The 16094-nt window shown below is 40.2% G+C and carries 16 protein-coding genes; 8 read left to right on the top strand and 8 right to left on the bottom strand.

The window, feature by feature from the left end:
• The first annotated feature begins 697 nt into the window (after nucleotides 1–697).
• On the top strand, nucleotides 698–1729 hold the full coding sequence (locus tag V7K79_RS26685; protein ID WP_335052029.1) for a 1-acyl-sn-glycerol-3-phosphate acyltransferase: 1032 nt from the start codon (nucleotides 698–700) through the stop codon (nucleotides 1727–1729).
• A 482-nt stretch (nucleotides 1730–2211) separates the two neighbouring features.
• On the opposite strand, the gene rppA is transcribed toward V7K79_RS26685, so the two are convergent.
• Complete coding sequence (rppA, locus tag V7K79_RS26680; RefSeq protein WP_335052051.1) at nucleotides 2212–2910, bottom strand: two-component system response regulator RppA; 699 nt, start codon at nucleotides 2908–2910, stop codon at nucleotides 2212–2214.
• 76 nt (nucleotides 2911–2986) lie between these two features.
• Between rppA and hisG the strand changes: the two genes are divergently transcribed.
• From hisG to V7K79_RS26665, 3 genes are all read left to right on the top strand, one after another.
• Nucleotides 2987–3631, top strand: a complete 645-nt coding sequence (gene hisG, locus V7K79_RS26675) for an ATP phosphoribosyltransferase (RefSeq protein ID WP_335052026.1) — start codon at nucleotides 2987–2989, stop codon at nucleotides 3629–3631.
• A gap of 450 nt (nucleotides 3632–4081) precedes the next feature.
• The gene (locus V7K79_RS26670) at nucleotides 4082–5536 is read left to right on the top strand and encodes a sensor histidine kinase (RefSeq protein ID WP_335052024.1); all 1455 of its coding nucleotides are present in this window, start codon (nucleotides 4082–4084) and stop codon (nucleotides 5534–5536) included.
• A gap of 336 nt (nucleotides 5537–5872) precedes the next feature.
• Nucleotides 5873–6511, top strand: coding sequence for a hypothetical protein (locus tag V7K79_RS26665; RefSeq protein ID WP_335052022.1), 639 nt, complete (start codon nucleotides 5873–5875; stop codon nucleotides 6509–6511).
• A 137-nt stretch (nucleotides 6512–6648) separates the two neighbouring features.
• Here V7K79_RS26665 and V7K79_RS26660 read toward each other — a convergent pair whose 3' ends face one another.
• The gene (locus V7K79_RS26660) at nucleotides 6649–7728 is read right to left on the bottom strand and encodes a tetratricopeptide repeat protein (protein ID WP_335052020.1); all 1080 of its coding nucleotides are present in this window, start codon (nucleotides 7726–7728) and stop codon (nucleotides 6649–6651) included.
• Between the two features lie 93 nt (nucleotides 7729–7821).
• Entirely contained in the window at nucleotides 7822–8457 is a 636-nt protein-coding gene (locus V7K79_RS26655) for a sigma-70 family RNA polymerase sigma factor (RefSeq protein ID WP_335052018.1), read from the bottom strand.
• Between the two features lie 196 nt (nucleotides 8458–8653).
• On the opposite strand from V7K79_RS26655, the gene V7K79_RS26650 reads away from it, so the two are divergent.
• Both V7K79_RS26650 and V7K79_RS26645 read left to right on the top strand, forming a co-directional pair.
• Nucleotides 8654–9250, top strand: coding sequence for a glyoxalase-like domain protein (locus V7K79_RS26650; RefSeq protein ID WP_335052016.1), 597 nt, complete (start codon nucleotides 8654–8656; stop codon nucleotides 9248–9250).
• Between the two features lie 166 nt (nucleotides 9251–9416).
• A complete protein-coding gene (locus V7K79_RS26645) occupies nucleotides 9417–9983 on the top strand; it encodes a Uma2 family endonuclease (RefSeq protein WP_335052014.1) in 567 nt (188 codons plus the stop codon).
• Nucleotides 9984–10006: 23 nt separating this feature from the next.
• On the opposite strand, the gene V7K79_RS26640 is transcribed toward V7K79_RS26645, so the two are convergent.
• The 5 genes from V7K79_RS26640 to pstS form a co-directional block, all read right to left on the bottom strand.
• On the bottom strand, nucleotides 10007–10288 hold the full coding sequence (locus V7K79_RS26640) for a hypothetical protein (protein ID WP_335052012.1): 282 nt from the start codon (nucleotides 10286–10288) through the stop codon (nucleotides 10007–10009).
• Nucleotides 10289–10410: 122 nt separating this feature from the next.
• On the bottom strand, nucleotides 10411–11217 hold the full coding sequence (gene pstB, locus V7K79_RS26635) for a phosphate ABC transporter ATP-binding protein PstB (protein ID WP_335052010.1): 807 nt from the start codon (nucleotides 11215–11217) through the stop codon (nucleotides 10411–10413).
• A 57-nt stretch (nucleotides 11218–11274) separates the two neighbouring features.
• On the bottom strand, nucleotides 11275–12156 hold the full coding sequence (gene pstA / locus V7K79_RS26630) for a phosphate ABC transporter permease PstA (protein WP_335052008.1): 882 nt from the start codon (nucleotides 12154–12156) through the stop codon (nucleotides 11275–11277).
• A gap of 19 nt (nucleotides 12157–12175) precedes the next feature.
• On the bottom strand, nucleotides 12176–13126 hold the full coding sequence (pstC, locus tag V7K79_RS26625) for a phosphate ABC transporter permease subunit PstC (RefSeq protein WP_334849092.1): 951 nt from the start codon (nucleotides 13124–13126) through the stop codon (nucleotides 12176–12178).
• Between the two features lie 145 nt (nucleotides 13127–13271).
• On the bottom strand, nucleotides 13272–14453 hold the full coding sequence (gene pstS, locus V7K79_RS26620) for a phosphate ABC transporter substrate-binding protein PstS (RefSeq protein WP_335052006.1): 1182 nt from the start codon (nucleotides 14451–14453) through the stop codon (nucleotides 13272–13274).
• Nucleotides 14454–14766: 313 nt separating this feature from the next.
• Between pstS and V7K79_RS26615 the strand changes: the two genes are divergently transcribed.
• Nucleotides 14767–15354 carry a biotin transporter BioY gene (locus tag V7K79_RS26615; RefSeq protein WP_335052004.1) on the top strand — a complete coding sequence of 196 codons (588 nt, stop codon included), beginning with the start codon at nucleotides 14767–14769 and terminating at the stop codon, nucleotides 15352–15354.
• Between the two features lie 248 nt (nucleotides 15355–15602).
• Nucleotides 15603–16079, top strand: coding sequence for a signal peptidase II (gene lspA, locus V7K79_RS26610; protein ID WP_335052002.1), 477 nt, complete (start codon nucleotides 15603–15605; stop codon nucleotides 16077–16079).
• The last annotated feature ends 15 nt before the right edge of the window (nucleotides 16080–16094 follow it).

Here is a 16094-nt window from a genome sequence, read left to right as displayed (position 1 = left end):
GTTTAGGGGTTGCCCTACGCAAAAATAGCTCGATGCCAGGTTCTATCTTACAATAATAAAATGCCCCTAGTTGTGAAGTCAGCTACGGGCTTTTTATTTTCTTTATTAGACTTGTTGGGTAATGTAATAATCCCTCTTCTCTCACTTTCCGGGATAAGCAAGTAGTAAATAAGCTAAATCATCCAGAAGTATAATAGGGTTTAAATTGATTCATTGCAGCAATTAAATGATTGAATCCTAGTAATAAATGTGAATTAGGGAAAATATCTAATCAGGGGTAAATCAACCAAAATAGTAAAGGTATATCTAAAATAAACATTAAGTTTTGTTCTATCTGCAATGCCATAATAGTATTATCGAAAGCAATTTAATTAATTTAATTATGATCGGACGTTGCACATAACAAAAAAATTTGTGATACCCTACACTTTTATATATTCATATCGAAATTAATTTGTTATATATAAACTATCTATATAGCAGTCATAAATCATTTCTAAAATATTTTTGGAGTTGGCTGTCATTAATCATTTATATTTTATAATCAAAAATAACAATTGTATCTAGCGGAAAGTGCCGCGAAATACAAAGCATCTTTGCTACAATCCCATAAATAAAAACATCGGTTCTTCTGATTTATAGCTCTTGAAGATCCACTATTAATAAAAATTTTGCCTATTCATAATTTTTAACCGTTTTGATTAATCAACACTCCGAAAACTTATTAAACAGTCAACAGGAAAATGCACCAGATGAAGGCTATATATTTAACTGGTTTGATTGGTTTTGTCTTTGGTATCCTCCAGGGTGGCTAATTTTATTCAATCGCCATTGGCAGCACTATCACACAGATCAAGATGGTTGGAGTTGGCTAGAATATGGATTATTTTTAATTCCTGGTGGATTTTATTTAGCGTTGCTGAGTCGCTGGTTGCGTCTGGGTTTTCGTTCACCTCAAAAAAAAGTTGGTGAATTTGATCCCAAATATCAACAAGCTTTTCGCAAAGAACTTCTGGGCCCTATAGTTAAATACTATTTTCGGGGAGAGTTGCAACAAGTTGAAAACTTGCCACCAACAGGACCATTGATTGTGGCAATGAATCATGCTGGAATGTGTTTTCCTTGGGACTTTTTAACCTTGGGTTATTTATTAAGTGAAGCCAAAGGATGGATAGTACAACCCATAGCAAATCCAGTATTATTTGAGCATCCTTGGGTAATTTGGTGGCTACCACCTCAATGGTCGCAGGTTTTAGGTGGTGTGCGAGCCAAATTAGATGATTTTGAGGGGGCGCTTGCTCAAGGTAAAATTCTTTTATATGCACCCGAAGGTATTCGTGGGCCTTTTAAAGGTTGGAGAAGACGCTATCAATTAGAAAAGTTTGATGTGAGTTTTGTTCAGTTGAGCGATCGCTATCATATTCCTATTCTCCCAGTTGTTTGTATCGGCAGTGAATTTCTACATCCTTGGGCTATTAATTTCACTAAATTGCAACGACTAGTCAAACTACCATTCTTACCTTTATCGCCTTTGATATTTGCTTTACTTCTGTTTCCTTCAATGGGAATTTGGACAATGAAAACTCGTCTGCGTTACTTTATTAGCCCTTTGCAACCAGCAGGATTAGATACCCATTTAAAGAAAGGGCGTACAGCAGCTTATCAGCAGGCGCAAAAATTGCGAGAAAAACTGCAACTTCAAATTAATCAGTTTATAGGTAAATCTTAATACTGTAAGCTGAAGTTGGTTGATTATAATCGATTTACGATGTGGTTCAATTAAATAAAAGCTATAGAACCTGGGATACTGATGGTTGTTGTGAGTGCGATCGCCATTATACTGTTGACTAAGGTAATAAGAGAAAAGCTTTGAAAACATTGGTAATACTGTATGGACGTGTTGTTAGGAATGAGGCTATTGTTCCTACCGCAGCTTGTCCGTTTGTTACCAATGTTTATCCGTTATTAAGACAACTAATGCGTTTGTTACTAACACCACCTGTTTCGTTACTAATGCTTAAGCAAAACTAGGACTTACGCAAAATCATGAAAAAACGAACTGCATTCGTGCAGCGTCGTCTTTAAAGAAGGACGCAAAGGACACAAAGGAACAATAGTTATAGAGATGTTTTTGCGTAAGTCCTAAAAACTTATCAATCAACCGCAAAATTCCTGAACAATTAGCCAAATCTTTGTGAGTCTAAATAGCCGCTAAACTGACTCCACTGAAGAAGCACCGAAACGATAGCCTTTGCCGTAGACTGTGTGAATCAGTGTAGTTTCTCTACCCACCTCAATCTTACGCCGCAACAAACGAATTAATGCCGCAATTACATTACTACTGGGTTGTTCTGACTCTTGCCACAAATTTTGCATAATCTGGGCATGAGTCAAAAGTTGTCCAGTGTGTTCCATAAAGTATTGCAACAACTGGCTTTCTTTTTGCGATAACCCAATTATCCGTCCTTGGCGATAGGCTACTTGATTTTCACTATCGAGTTCTAAATCAGCAACGGTTAAACGTCCGGTAGTAGTTTCATAGGTTTGGGAACCGGAACGACGCAATAAAGCACGGACTCTTGCTAATAACTCCCGCAATTCAAAAGGTTTAACCAAATAGTCATCAGCACCAGCATCTAAACCTTGTACGCGATCATCAAGAGTATCTTTTGCTGTAAGAAATAATACGGGAGTGGTTTTGCTTTGGCGTCGTAATTCCTGACAAATCTCTAAACCCGTTTTTCCTGGCAGCATCCAATCTAAAATAAGTAGGTCATAACTGCCTGCTTGTGCAAGTTCGCTGCCAGATGTCCCATCATAAACGGCATCTACAGCGTAACCCTCACGAGTTAACAAGCGGCTCAAGGGTTGAGTTAGTTCAACTTCATCATCAACTAATAAAATTCTCATGCTGCTTGTGGTAAGCATATAGAGATATTCTCAATATTATTCAACTGCCAAGACGCTAAGGATACCAATAAAAAAAATGCTGACTGTTGCATTGCCAAAAGGGGAACTACTTAAAAATAGCATCCGCTTGCTACAAGCTGTCGGATTAGATTTTAGTGCTTTTTTAGATTCAGGAACTCGCCAACTTCAAATTCCTGATACTAAGGGAGTTGCGAAAGCTTTACTGGTAAGGGCGCAAGATGTGCCTGTTTATGTAGAATATGGTCAAGCACAACTGGGGGTTGTTGGTTACGATGTGTTACGGGAGAAGCAACCGCAAGTTGCCCACTTGGTAGATTTGCAGTTTGGTCATTGTCGAATGTCAGTAGCGGTAAAAGCATCTAGTTCTTACCGATCGCCTTTAGATTTACCACCGCATGGTAGAGTTGCTTCAAAATATGTAAATTGCGCTCGTGAATATTTCCATAGTCTGGATTTACCTGTGGAAATAGTGCCGTTATATGGTTCAGTGGAATTAGGCCCAATTACTGGAATGTCAGAAGCGATCGTAGATTTGGTTTCTACAGGGCGAACTTTGCACGAAAATGGTTTGATTGAAATTGCTAGCTTGTATCAAAGCACGGCGCGGTTGATTGCCCATCCTCTGAGTTACCGCCTAAATACGGGTAATCTGAGTGATGTGATTGGCAAGCTGCGGGAGGCCGTTTTGGTAGGGGTTTAATATTATGTAATTCGTAATAACGCTTCTTTAGATGCTCGTTCCTAGCTAACGCTGTACTATTCGTTCCTACAGCAACACTCGTTGGGTAAAGACGCGATAAATCGCGTCTCTACAAATAGACTATTTGTCGCATTATTTTTTAAAATTGATATAATTTCTGGCTAAAAACTAGGTTTTAAAAGTCTTTACCTTTTGTTGTATAAAAATTGTATAGACTCACTGCATACAAAGATTAAAATTTTTATTTAACCCTTCAGCAAATTGAATCAAAATTATATTTATATTATTTTCGCAGACAAAGTAATATTTTTTTGCTCGTTAAAATTTGATGCGATCGCTAAAAAATTAAGTAGTATTATTTTTGACAAAACTATTGATAATAATAAGTAGTTTTTAATTATTCTTAATATGTAATTTTATTATATTCAGTTAAAAGAAGTAGGTGAAAATATGTTTCAGGCTACTCGCCGCCGTCTTGCAATTTGGTACACTGCCGTCACTGCTGTATTACTGCTACTGTTTGCCAGTGGCGTTTATTTATACGTTCGTACTACACTGATTGAGCGGATTGATGACACCCTTAACCATGTAGTGGAAATAGTGGAGCGTTGCCTCATAAATAGTGGTTGTGCATCTACGCTTATATTTGAGCCAATTAATACTGATACAGATAAAATTCGCATTAATATAGAAGCCAGTTTTGGTGATAATACCGACACTGTAGAAGATGACCACATCGACCTAGAATGGTTTAGTCCAACTGGTAAATTACTTTGGTCAACGCTATCTGAACCCTTAAATATTCCCATTCATATCAATCGCACTGGTGAAACTGTGCGCGTAGTCAAGGCAGAGAGTGAAAATTCAAAATTTAAAATTCCTAATTCCCCACTCTTATTACGACAAGTCACCCAACGCGTAGAAATGAAACGACAAGTATTAGGATATCTGCGTGTTAGTCATCCCTGGTTTGAAGTTACTAAACCTAGTCGCCAATTAATTTTTGATTTGGCATTAGGTATTGGATTAATGGTGATTTCCGTAGGTGCAAGTGGTTGGTTTCTTTCGGGTAAAGCGATGGAACCAGTGGGTGAATCTTATCAACGTCTTAAACAATTCACTGCTGATGCTTCCCACGAACTTAGAAGTCCTATCACTTTGATTCAAACTAATGTGCAAGTTACGCTTGCTGACTTGGATTTAGCAGAAACAGAAACAACTACTTCTTTGCAATATCGACAACAGTTAAAGGTGGTGGAACGGTTAACACAGCGCTTGGGTAAGTTAGTCGATGACTTACTCTTCTTAGCACGACAGGATAGTGGTATTAGCAAAGATACTTTTTCACCTTGTCCGTTGGATGCTTTGCTAATAGAGGTGGTTGAAGAACAACAATTGTTAGTCCCTGAGAAAGAAATCGCCCTTTCTCTAGACTTAGTTGATCCTCCTATTTCTGAAACTAGCCCGGAATTACTGGAAAATTGGTTTACTCTTATAGGTAATTGGGATCAATTGATGCGGCTGTTCACAAATTTAATTGCTAACGCTTTGCATTACACTCCAGCACGTGGACGAGTGAAAGTGGAATTGGCACGGATAGAAGGAATAAATCGTGTTTCTGGACTACGTAATACCAGTGCCCAGTTGCAAGTTAAGGTGAGTGATACTGGAATCGGAATTCCAGCAGAAGCATTACCACGCTTGTTTGATCGCTTTTATCGAGTAGATCCGGCACGTACTCATAGGACGGGGAATACAGCTACAGCCAGCGCTACTGGTTCAGGATTGGGATTAGCGATCGCTCAGGCTATTGTCGAACATCATCACGGTCATATTCAAGTTGAAAGTACCCAAGGCATTGGTACTACTTTTACTATCACTTTACCAATAACTCTTGAGTCTTAATTCGCTAATAAATTTTTATTTCCTGTGATAGATGTAAGATTTTAGCCCATGCAAATTGACTTTAGTTATTAACGAGAAAATTAATTTTTTAGCAGTATATTAAATATTACTACTACACAAATGTGCTTAATGACAATGATTAAGACTTTAAATCCTGAGAATGAAATATTTTCATTTTTTTAGATAATTTCCGTATCCTTAGCTAGATACAATAAATTGAGTCATTTGTTAAATATTTAGATATATTCAACGACCGATAAAACCTAATTTAATTTCCGGTTGGAGAAATTTTTGTAATAAAAAAATTTGAAGTTTTGTTAGGAGTTAAGAACAAATATGAAGTTTCCAAATTTCCGCAAGTCTAGCAAGTTATTTGGCGTTCTTTGTGGGGGATTGCTGATTAGTCTGCCAGCAATTCCTCAAGCTTTCGCACAAGAATCTACTCCCAATGTTAAAGAGCCAGGAGCCGCTTCTTCAACACTAAACCCAAGGCCCAGCATTTTTAGCGAACCACCCTACAACCGCTCTCAAGCTCCCGGATCGCCAGGATCAGGTGTCACACCATCACAACCAGTTCCTAGCGATCAAACTCAACAGTCTTCACCACCTGCGGTTTCTACTGACCAACAACCACAGGTAGAACCACGGCAAACCCCCACTGCGACGATCGCAATTACTAATGGCACGGTTAATATCAAGTTAGTTAATGATACTGCGGCTAATATAACTTTCCAAGTGATTGGCGATACGGCACCGCGATCGCTACAAGGGAAGTCAGATGTAACGCTGCAAGCTTTAAAAGTACCAATAACAGTAACATTTGAACGAGTAGATGGCGGACAATTGATAGTGACTCCACAACAAACTGCTTCAGAGCCAGGAAATTTGGAAGTTACATTTAAGGAAGCCACCAATGCAACACAGGGTAGAAGTACAATGAGAATTGAACGAAACGGTTCAGTTTTCTTAAATTAATTTAGAACTAGGGCGAAGGTTCTTTACGGCTACATACAATAAGAGCTACACCGACCTGGGCTAGAGGAAATTAAGCTTTTATAACTCACGTAGGTCGGTTTAAACTGTGTAGACGCGGTTTCCAACCGCCCTTTTAACTACTTTTGCTGAAGCATTTTAGTTAACTGATCCAGCAATTGCACTTCTTGCTTGCTATCTTGCAATGTCCGCGCCAGTATTATTGCCCTTTCGTAAAAATTGCGGGCAGTTAAATAATTACCTTGTTGCTTATATAACTGGGCATAAGATGCAAAAGATTTTAATTCTTCGCCTAAATTTTGTGATTCTTTAGCGAGTGCTAAACGTTGCTCTAGTAAATCAAAGGCGCGTTCGTAACGTCCGACAGCAGTATGCGCCGTAACTAAACCGTCAATTGCCCGTAATTGATTAGTGTGATCGCGGTTGGTTTTAGCTCTCTGCATTGCTTCACCATAAGTAGCAATAGTGTCTTGATAATTTCCAGATGCTAAATAAGCATCTCCTAAATTATTCAAGGTATTTGCTTCACCGATGACATCGCCAGTCTGACGGCGGAATATTAAAGCATTTTCGTAGAGTTTAATCGCCTTGTTATAATCTCCCAACCTGGCACTTACCAAACCCAAATTACTCAAAGACAGTCCTTCACCTTCAATATTTTTGACACCGCGAGCAATGGAGAGTGCATCTTCAACTATTTTACCAGCAGCAGTGGATTCGCCTTGTTGCAGCAGATATGTACCGATATTATTCAGCACAAAAATCTGAGATTGCAAGTCTTTAGTATCACGAGCGATCGCTAATCCTCTTCTGAAAGCATCTTCCGCCTCTTTTGAACTACCAAGCTGCACATAAGCCTTAGCAAGCAAATTGTACGTCATACCTTGTGCTTTCAGGTCGTCAATGGAATGATATAGTTCTAATGCCTGTAAACAAGACGCAATTGTTTTGTCGCCATGTCCTGAAGCGTATTCTTGTTCAGCAATACGCAGCAAACCGTCTGCTTCATCTCTTGATTGTCGCCCAACGGAATTATTTAAAGGGCGGTGGAGTTGTTCGGTAATATCAACCGCACCCGCTACAGGACTCAGCAAAAAAGCTAACAGTAAAAAGCTCTGTAAAAGTACCTGGGGACAAGAAATCGCACCCACACAAATTAAACCTACCTTTTGCCAGGGAGATACAAGCCGTTGTTTCATAAAAATTACCCGTAAAGTTGCGGGTTTAAGTAGAAGGTTTAAGAAAAAGTTTTAATGTTTTAAATTGAAGACAATTAATACACGCATTTATACTTAAGTTTTTGATTGAGATAAATCTTCTCCAAAGTATATAGCGCGGATATCTGTGGGCAATTTGTCCTCTAGCATACGATAGCCTTCATGGAGAAAATTGGCTACTTCATTGGGAGCGATCACTTCTCCTTCAGCTTGTAGATAAGCAGCGATTCTAGTTTCGCTCCAGTGGAAAGTTTGAGCCATCAACACAATTAATCGTAGAACTGGTGGAAGTTGATCTAACGCCTGTTCTACATAGCACCATAGCGGTGGCGAAGTCGCTTGCAGAGAATAATGAATTGCTTCTGTAGGTGGTAGTTTAATCTCATTTATACAAAAAGCTGTCATATTAATTAACCAATTCTGCATGGTCAAAGCTTCCTCACCTGATTCAGAGTCAGTTAACTTTAGTCCACCGAGTTCGTAATAAATATGTCGCCAGGTAAGGGCAAACAGATAATCTGCTTGCACAGGCGATCGCGCCGAATGCCGAATTAAGGTGTAGACTATGGGGCTATAGCGACAAAAAATCACCGTAAAGTACTTTCCGGCATCTGGATAGCGCTGAAACAGAGTCAGTAATTCATGGTCACTGTGATGGAACAGCGACTTGACTAGCGGGTGATTAGCTTCGGGAAAATGAGGAATTTGCACAAGTCTTGGAGTTGATAGTTGTTAAAATAGTTTTAGGAATTGCACTCCCCTAATTAATCGCATAATATCTTGGTGTTGCTCAGTTTGTAGATAAGACTCAGACTACTTGAGTATTGATAAACTAAAAACAAGGACTTAATTTTAGTCTTAATCGACAATCATAAAATCAACTCTCTTAAAGAATCCTTATTTGTTCATGGTTATAGCAGTTAGTGTGGTATCGTTCCTGCTCAGTCCCCTTACTTTAGGCTCCTTTCTGCCTTCTCTACCCTTAGATAGCCTATTCTCCACCCAAGGCATTATGGTAATGCTGCTAGCAGCTTACGCTGGTGCTATGTGGATGTTTCTCACCAGTGCCCCAAAAGTACATACTGTAATGGTGTCAGATTTGGAGGTTGCCCGACAATTGTATGAAGGGCTGCTAGATTTGCCAGCAGCTGAGGTGCCATTGCATTACTACTACAACTACGAACAAACTATAGGCGCAACTGGCATCGACCCGTTATATATGTCTACCGGGCCGAGCTTGTCTAGCAAAATTATGAATAATGCTAACGATGGGTTGTGGTATCAATTAAAGAAAAACACCCAGCTACACGTCATTACTGGTGCAAGTTTAGGTAGCAAAAATCAGCAACGCCACGTTTGTTTTGACCATGACTGTCTAGAAATGATTTTAATGCGAGTCGAAACGCGCGGTTTGAAATTGAAGATTCGTAACCAAAAACCCCTGAACTTTTTGGTCAAGGACTATGAAGGGCGAGTCATTGAGGTGGCTGAGGTAGCGAATTAGTAGTTAATGATTAAATTATTTTAGGTTGGGTGGGGCGTAGCTTGCCGTCGTAGGCATCGCTCCACCCAATATTTTTGGAATTTAGATTGACTTCCGACTCTGCTGCTAATTAATGTCCCATTTCCACCCAAGCTAAAATAGGTAAATCCCCTAACCGAGATGATTTATGAACCAGCCGATATCTGAGAGAGTGCGCTGGACTACCGCCGACTTAGAGTTGTTTCCAGATAACGGAAATCGCTATGAAATTATTGACGGAGAATTATTTGTGACAAGAGCGCCTCACTGGAATCATCAAAAAACTTGTGTCAGAATTATTACTCCATTGCACATTTGGTCACAAGCTACTTCTTTGGGACAGGTCGTACCTGCTCCAGGAATAATTTTTGGTGATAATGATAATGTTATTCCTGATGTTGTCTGGGCTAGCAACGAGAGATTGCCTTTACTTCTAGACGAGGCGGGGCATTTGACAGGTGCGCCAGAATTGGTTGTAGAGGTGCTATCTGCTGGTAGTGAAAATGAAAAGCGGGACAGAGAACTAAAACTTAAGCTCTACTCATCACGAGGTGTCAGAGAATATTGGATTGTAGATTGGCGTAAGCAACAGGTGGAAATATATAGACGCGAACAAGCGAGTTTAAAGTTAGTTGGGACGTTATTCAATGGTGATGAATTGAGTTCACCCATATTGCCTGATTTTACTTGTGCGATCGCACAATTATTTAATTAATAAAATTACGAATTACGAATTAGTTAATTGTGCTGTAAAAACTCAATTTTGGGCAATAACGGGTCAGTCACAATACCCACACCGCTAAAACCCCAGCGTTTGAGCAAATTTCCCAGCTGTGTACGCGCAATAGATTCCACAGCAAAGCGATTTGCCACTTCTGCTGCGTGAGTATTTAGATAGCTAAGGGCATCAAAATTTTCTTTAAATAGCAATAAATAACCCGATGTTTCAGCATCAGGACGAGCTATAAGATAATTTCCGTCAGTTTTTGAACGTACCAAATAATAGACTTCAGACAGCATGGATATGAGATTTGTTGGGGAGGAAAAAACCCTTCAAATAAAAACATAGAGGAATATCGCATAGCTTTAATTTCCGAATATCCCTCATTGCTTCAATATCAACAACAATGTAAAAAATTTATTTATCCAAATTTGCCACTGACGTAATCTCTAGTATCTTCCTGCTGAGGATTGTTGAAAATTACTTCTGTTGCATCATACTCTACCATATAGCCATTACGGCTTCCTGTTTCAGAAGTCCGAACATTAAAAAAGGCTGTTTTATCAGAAACACGCGCTGCTTGCTGCATGTTATGGGTGACAATGACAATTGTATATTGCTCTTTAAGTTCGTGAATCAGTTCTTCAACACGCAAGGTGGAAATAGGGTCAAGAGCAGAGCAAGGTTCATCCATAAGTATAATTTCAGGTTGTACTGCGATCGCACGAGCAATACATAACCGTTGTTGTTGTCCACCGGATAAAGACGAGCCACTTTGCTGTAGTTTATCTTTTACTTCATCCCACAAAGCTGCTTTTCTGAGACTGCTTTCTACCAATTCATCCAAATTACCTTTATAGCCGTTGATTTTGGCTCCAAAAGTAATATTGTCATAAATTGATTTGGGAAATGGGTTTGGTCTTTGAAACACCATTCCAATTCTCCGACGCACTTCTACAGGGTCGATGTCGGATGCATACAAATTTTTATCGTAAAAAAGTATTTTACCTTCTGCCCGAAATGACTCAATCAGGTCATTGAGACGGTTATAGCATCGCAATAACGTACTTTTACCACAACCAGAAGGGCCGATAAAAGCAGTCACCTGATTTTTCGGTATATCTAGCCAAATATTCTGTAAGGCTAAAAACTTGCCGTAGTAAATGTTGAGATTTTCAGCCCGTAAAACGGTTTCAGTATCATTCACTGTCTTAGTGTTGGTAGCCATAAATTAAATCTAGTGTTATTTGAAGCGATGAGGATCTGCACTGTATATGGTTGTTTACTAAGCTTTTTGACGAGTTGCCCAGCGAGCGATGATACTTGTGATTAGAACCATCAACACCAAAATTAAAGATGCTGCCCAAGCTAGAGATTGCCAATTTTTAAACGGAGAAATGGCATATTTGTAAACTAAAACAGCCAGGGAAGCTGTTGGTTGGAATAAACCATCTGGCCAAAAGTTAGAAAATAGAGCAGTAAATAGCAAAGGTGCGGTTTCTCCAGATGCTCTGGCGATCGCTAGCGTTGCCCCAGTTACAATAGCTGGTAAAGCTGCTGGTAAGACTACTTGACTCACCGTTTGAAAATTAGTCGCTCCCAACCCTACAGATGCTTGTCGCAAATCTTGCGATACTAACTGCAAGGCTTCATCAGTAGTTCGCAGAATAATTGGCAACATTAAAATTGCCAGTGCAAACCCTCCAGCTAGAGCTGAATACGAGCCTAAGTTCAACTTTACCATTGTTAAAACTACAATCCCATAGGCAAATACCCCAGCAATAATTGAGGGGACTCCACTAAGGACGTTAGCCGCAAAACGCACCCATCTAGCTACTTTCGCCGAACTAAATTCTGTGATGTAGATCGCCCCTAAAACTCCAAATGGGATACTAATCAAGGCAGCAATTCCTACCATCAGCAGCGTACCTAAAATTGCATTACCAAAGCCTCCTTCCTTTTGGAGAGCTTTAGGTGGCAATTCCACAAACACGGCTAGATTTAGACTGCTAAAGCCTTTAATAATCACGTAAGAAAGCACTGCCAGTAAAGGTAAAAGTGCCAATACTCCGCAGAGAAATGCGACTACAGTCATCACTGTATTAAACAGTGTCCTTTGAGACGTGGGGGAGCGAGTTAAACTGCGCTCTGGAAAATTAGAAGTCATAATTTAACCCAAAACTAAGCTATATTCGCTTGACTCTCAGAACGATCAACTCTGCCAGAATATTGACTACCAGTGTCAAAAAAAATAGAATTAAAGCCGCGTACATTAAAGCCGCAACTTGCAAACCACTCGCTTCTGAAAATTGATTTGCCAATAGAGAAGAAATCGTATTAGCTGGTGCTAAAAGAGAAAGACTGATGTTGTTGGAGTTGCCGATTAACATCGTTACAGCCATTGTTTCTCCCATTGCCCGGCCAAGTCCCAGCATCACAGCACTAACTATGCCCGAAAAAGCTGCTGGAATGAGAACTTGCAAAATTGTTTCCCAACGTGTTGCTCCTAATCCTATAGAAGCTTGGCGCAAACTTGGGGGTACAGAAATCAAGGCATCGCGGGATAAGGCTGTGATGATGGGCAAAGTCATAATCGCTAAGATGACTCCCGCCGGTAACATCCCTGGGCCTGTAGGAGAAGTGCTAAAAAATGGTAGCCAGCCAAAGTAACCATTAAGCCATTTTCCCAAGTTGGTTAAAATTGGCACTAAAACGAAAATACCCCAAACTCCGTAGACAACGCTGGGAATAGCTGCGAGCAGTTCTACTGCAAAAACCAGTACCAGCTTCACTTTAGCGGGCAAAAAATCCTCGCTCAGTACAATAGCAGTACCAACCCCAATTGGCACTGCTATCAGCAAACCAATAAAAGAACTTAAGAGAGTTCCATAGATTTGAGGTAGAACTCCGTAGCTATCATTAACCGGGTTCCAAGTGGTATTGACTAAAAAGCCAGCACCAAACTTTTGGATGGCAGGCCAAGAGGCAATTGCAACCTGCGACCCAATCCATAATAAAGTTCCAGCAACCCCAAAAGCGAAAATTTTAGTCAGCCAAATAAAACCTAAGTCTAAGGATTTTTCGGCATCAGAGCGATTTTTCATCGCTGATGAAAGATTTTGAGAATTTGTAGTCATGAATACCGACTTTCAGAAGTAAATCAGAGAAAAATATGGGAGGCAACCAGATTAGTAAAATTGTCGCCTCATCATCTATTTAAACTGATACAAACAATAGTAACTCCATGTTCAAAGTTACTACTTAACAAGCGTGTTTTATTGCTTACTTGCTAGCGCTATTACCACTGGCTACAGAAATTTTATATTCTGGGCTGATTTGGTCAGCAGCAGCAGCCACTTTCGTAATCACATTGGGCGGTAGAGGAACATATCCTAATGCACTAGCCTGCTTCTGTCCATCAGTTAAAGCGTATTCGATCGCAGCTTCAATCGCCTTGGCTTTTGCCGCATTGGGATATTTCTTGTAAGCCAAAATCCAGGTGTAAGTGACGATGGGATAGGAATCAGCCCCGTCGGGATCGGAAATGAAGGAGCGGAGATTTGCGGGTAGAGGTACTGATCCGAGAGTTTTAGAAGCCGACTCCTCACTAGCTACAACAAACTTACCGCCTTTATTTTCCAAAGCAGCAAACTTGAGACTATTTTGTTTGGCATAGCCATACTCGACATAACCAATGGAACCTTGAGTTTGTTGGATTTGGGCAGTAACACCCTCGTTACCTTTAGCACCTACTCCCTTGGGCCAGTTGACAGTTTTACCTTCACCAACTTTACTTTTCCACTCAGGGCTAATAGCGCTGAGGTGTTTTGTGAACACACCCGTAGTTCCGCTACCATCGGAACGATAAACAACTGTGATTGACTCTTTTGGAAGCTTTGCACCTGGGTTAGCCTTGGCAATTTGGGCATCATCCCAAGACGTAATTTTGCCTAGTAGAATATCGGCGTAAACGGCTCGTGGGAGCTTAAGTTCTGGAACATCAGGCAAGTTGTAAGCCAACACGATGCTACCAGCAGTCACAGGCAGTAAAATAACACCTCTATCTGCTGGTACTTTCTGGATTTCTTCATCCTTCATTGCGACATCGCTAGCACCAAAGTCTACAGTGCCTTTGATAAATTGTTCAACTCCAGAACCGCTACCAACTGATGCATAGTCAACTTGCAAATTGGGATATTTTTTGTTTAAATCTGTGAACCAGGTATCGTACAGTGGTGCCGGAAAAGACGCACCAGCCCCGCTTAATTTTACGGTTCCGCCAAGGTCTAATTTAGCTGGGCTAGAGGCAGTAGTATCTGTAGCAGTGCCAGAAGGCGTATCCTTGGTGGCTGTACTATCTGGTGCTTGCTGTCCGCCACAAGCAGTTAGGCTGATTGTCAGTGCTAACACTGAAATTGAACCTGTGAGGCGATGAGTTTTTGTTGCACTAAGACGTGAGAGCATCGCTATCAATTTTTTAGTAACTTTTCAGGTGAGCGTTTCCAAGATACTCCCAAAGAACAACAGTAGAGATTAACGGAAGGTTAACAAAGCAAAAAGATACTTGTTTTTTTGATGAAGAGCAAACCCCTATTTCTAAATTTGATTGATACATTTTATACTCTTGCTTTCAATTTAAGATAAAAATATAACTACAGTAAGTTTGTTGTACTCATTTACAAAACCTTAAGATATAAACACAAATTTTATTTCAATATTAATGAATATACTGGTTGCTGTTGGTTTTCCCTTTTGCTTTTCCTTGGTTGCCTAATAAATGTTTGCTGCTTCCAATCAATTACTATGGTCTATGATTGGCTTACTCCTGACAATGGGTGGTACGTTCTTAGATGTTTATGGCATCACCTTACCTTGGACTTGGAGTCAGCACGGAATTCAGACTTTTCCTTTAGGTGTTACTTTTCAAATTGGCGCAGTATTATTGGTGGGTTGTTTAGGGGGCAAAAATGCGGGTGCGCTTTCGCAAATTGCCTATTTAGTTATGGGGTTAACCTTATTACCAGTATTTGCCGATGGTGGCGGTATTGGTTATGTCAAGCTATCTTGGTTTGGTTATCTACTAGGCTTTGTCCCTGGAGCTTGGATTTGTGGCTTAGTTGCCTTTAAAGCCAGACCTCGATTAGAAACTCTTGCCTTTAGTTGCGTCTGTGGCTTGTTAACTCTCCACATCTGCGGTATTACTTATTTAATTATTAGCTATCTTTTTCAGTGGAAAGGCACAGAAAATCTATCCTTGATGGATGCAATCCTTAGATATTCCTGGTTTGCACTACCAGGTCAACTCACTGTGGTCTGTGCAGTTACTGTAATAGCATATATATTGCGTCACTTAATGTTTTATTAGTTCATTGTTATTTGTCCTTTGTCCTCTCTTACAAAGTTCTGAGAGCTGGAAGTCGGTGCTCAACGCCAGTGACGCTCCTGCGTCGCTACCGCTGACGCTCGATGACTCGCTAACGCTTCGCTATCGCTAACGCTCAAGTCGGGAAACCCTACCAAGAGCGACTGGCTCGACTTTGCACTTTGTCAAAAGCTCATGACCAATGACCAATGACCAATGACCAATGACCAATGACCAATGACTAATTTGCCATGCGTTTAAAAAATCGTCTTTTCTGGATCGCTGCCTTCATCGCTTTTTTCTTAGACCAAATAACAAAGTATTGGGTAGTACAAAGCTTTAGCTTGGGGCAGACACTACCACTCTTACCTGGGATATTTCACTTCACCTATGTCACCAATACTGGTGCGGCTTTTAGTCTGTTAAGTGGAAAAGTAGAGTGGTTGCGCTGGCTATCTTTAGGAGTGAGTTTAATCTTGATAGTGTTGGCATTAATTGGGCCAACATTAAATTTGTGGGATCAATTAGGCTATGGCTTAATTTTAGGTGGAGCTATGGGCAACGGTATTGATCGTTTTGTTTTAGGCTACGTCGTTGATTTTCTTGATTTTCGCCTAATTAACTTTGCTGTATTTAACGTGGCAGATTCATTTATTAGTATCGGTATTGTTTGCCTGTTAATTGCTTCCTTGCAAAAAACACCAACTTCAACTGGCAGATCGCATTAAACTATTATAGCCTGG

The sequence above is a fragment of the Nostoc sp. genome (genome assembly GCF_036917575.1).
Taxonomy (GTDB): Bacteria; Cyanobacteriota; Cyanobacteriia; order Cyanobacteriales; family Nostocaceae; genus Nostoc.
The sequence above is the reverse complement of the archived record's forward strand: the minus strand, read 5'-3'. Positions and strand labels throughout refer to the sequence as shown.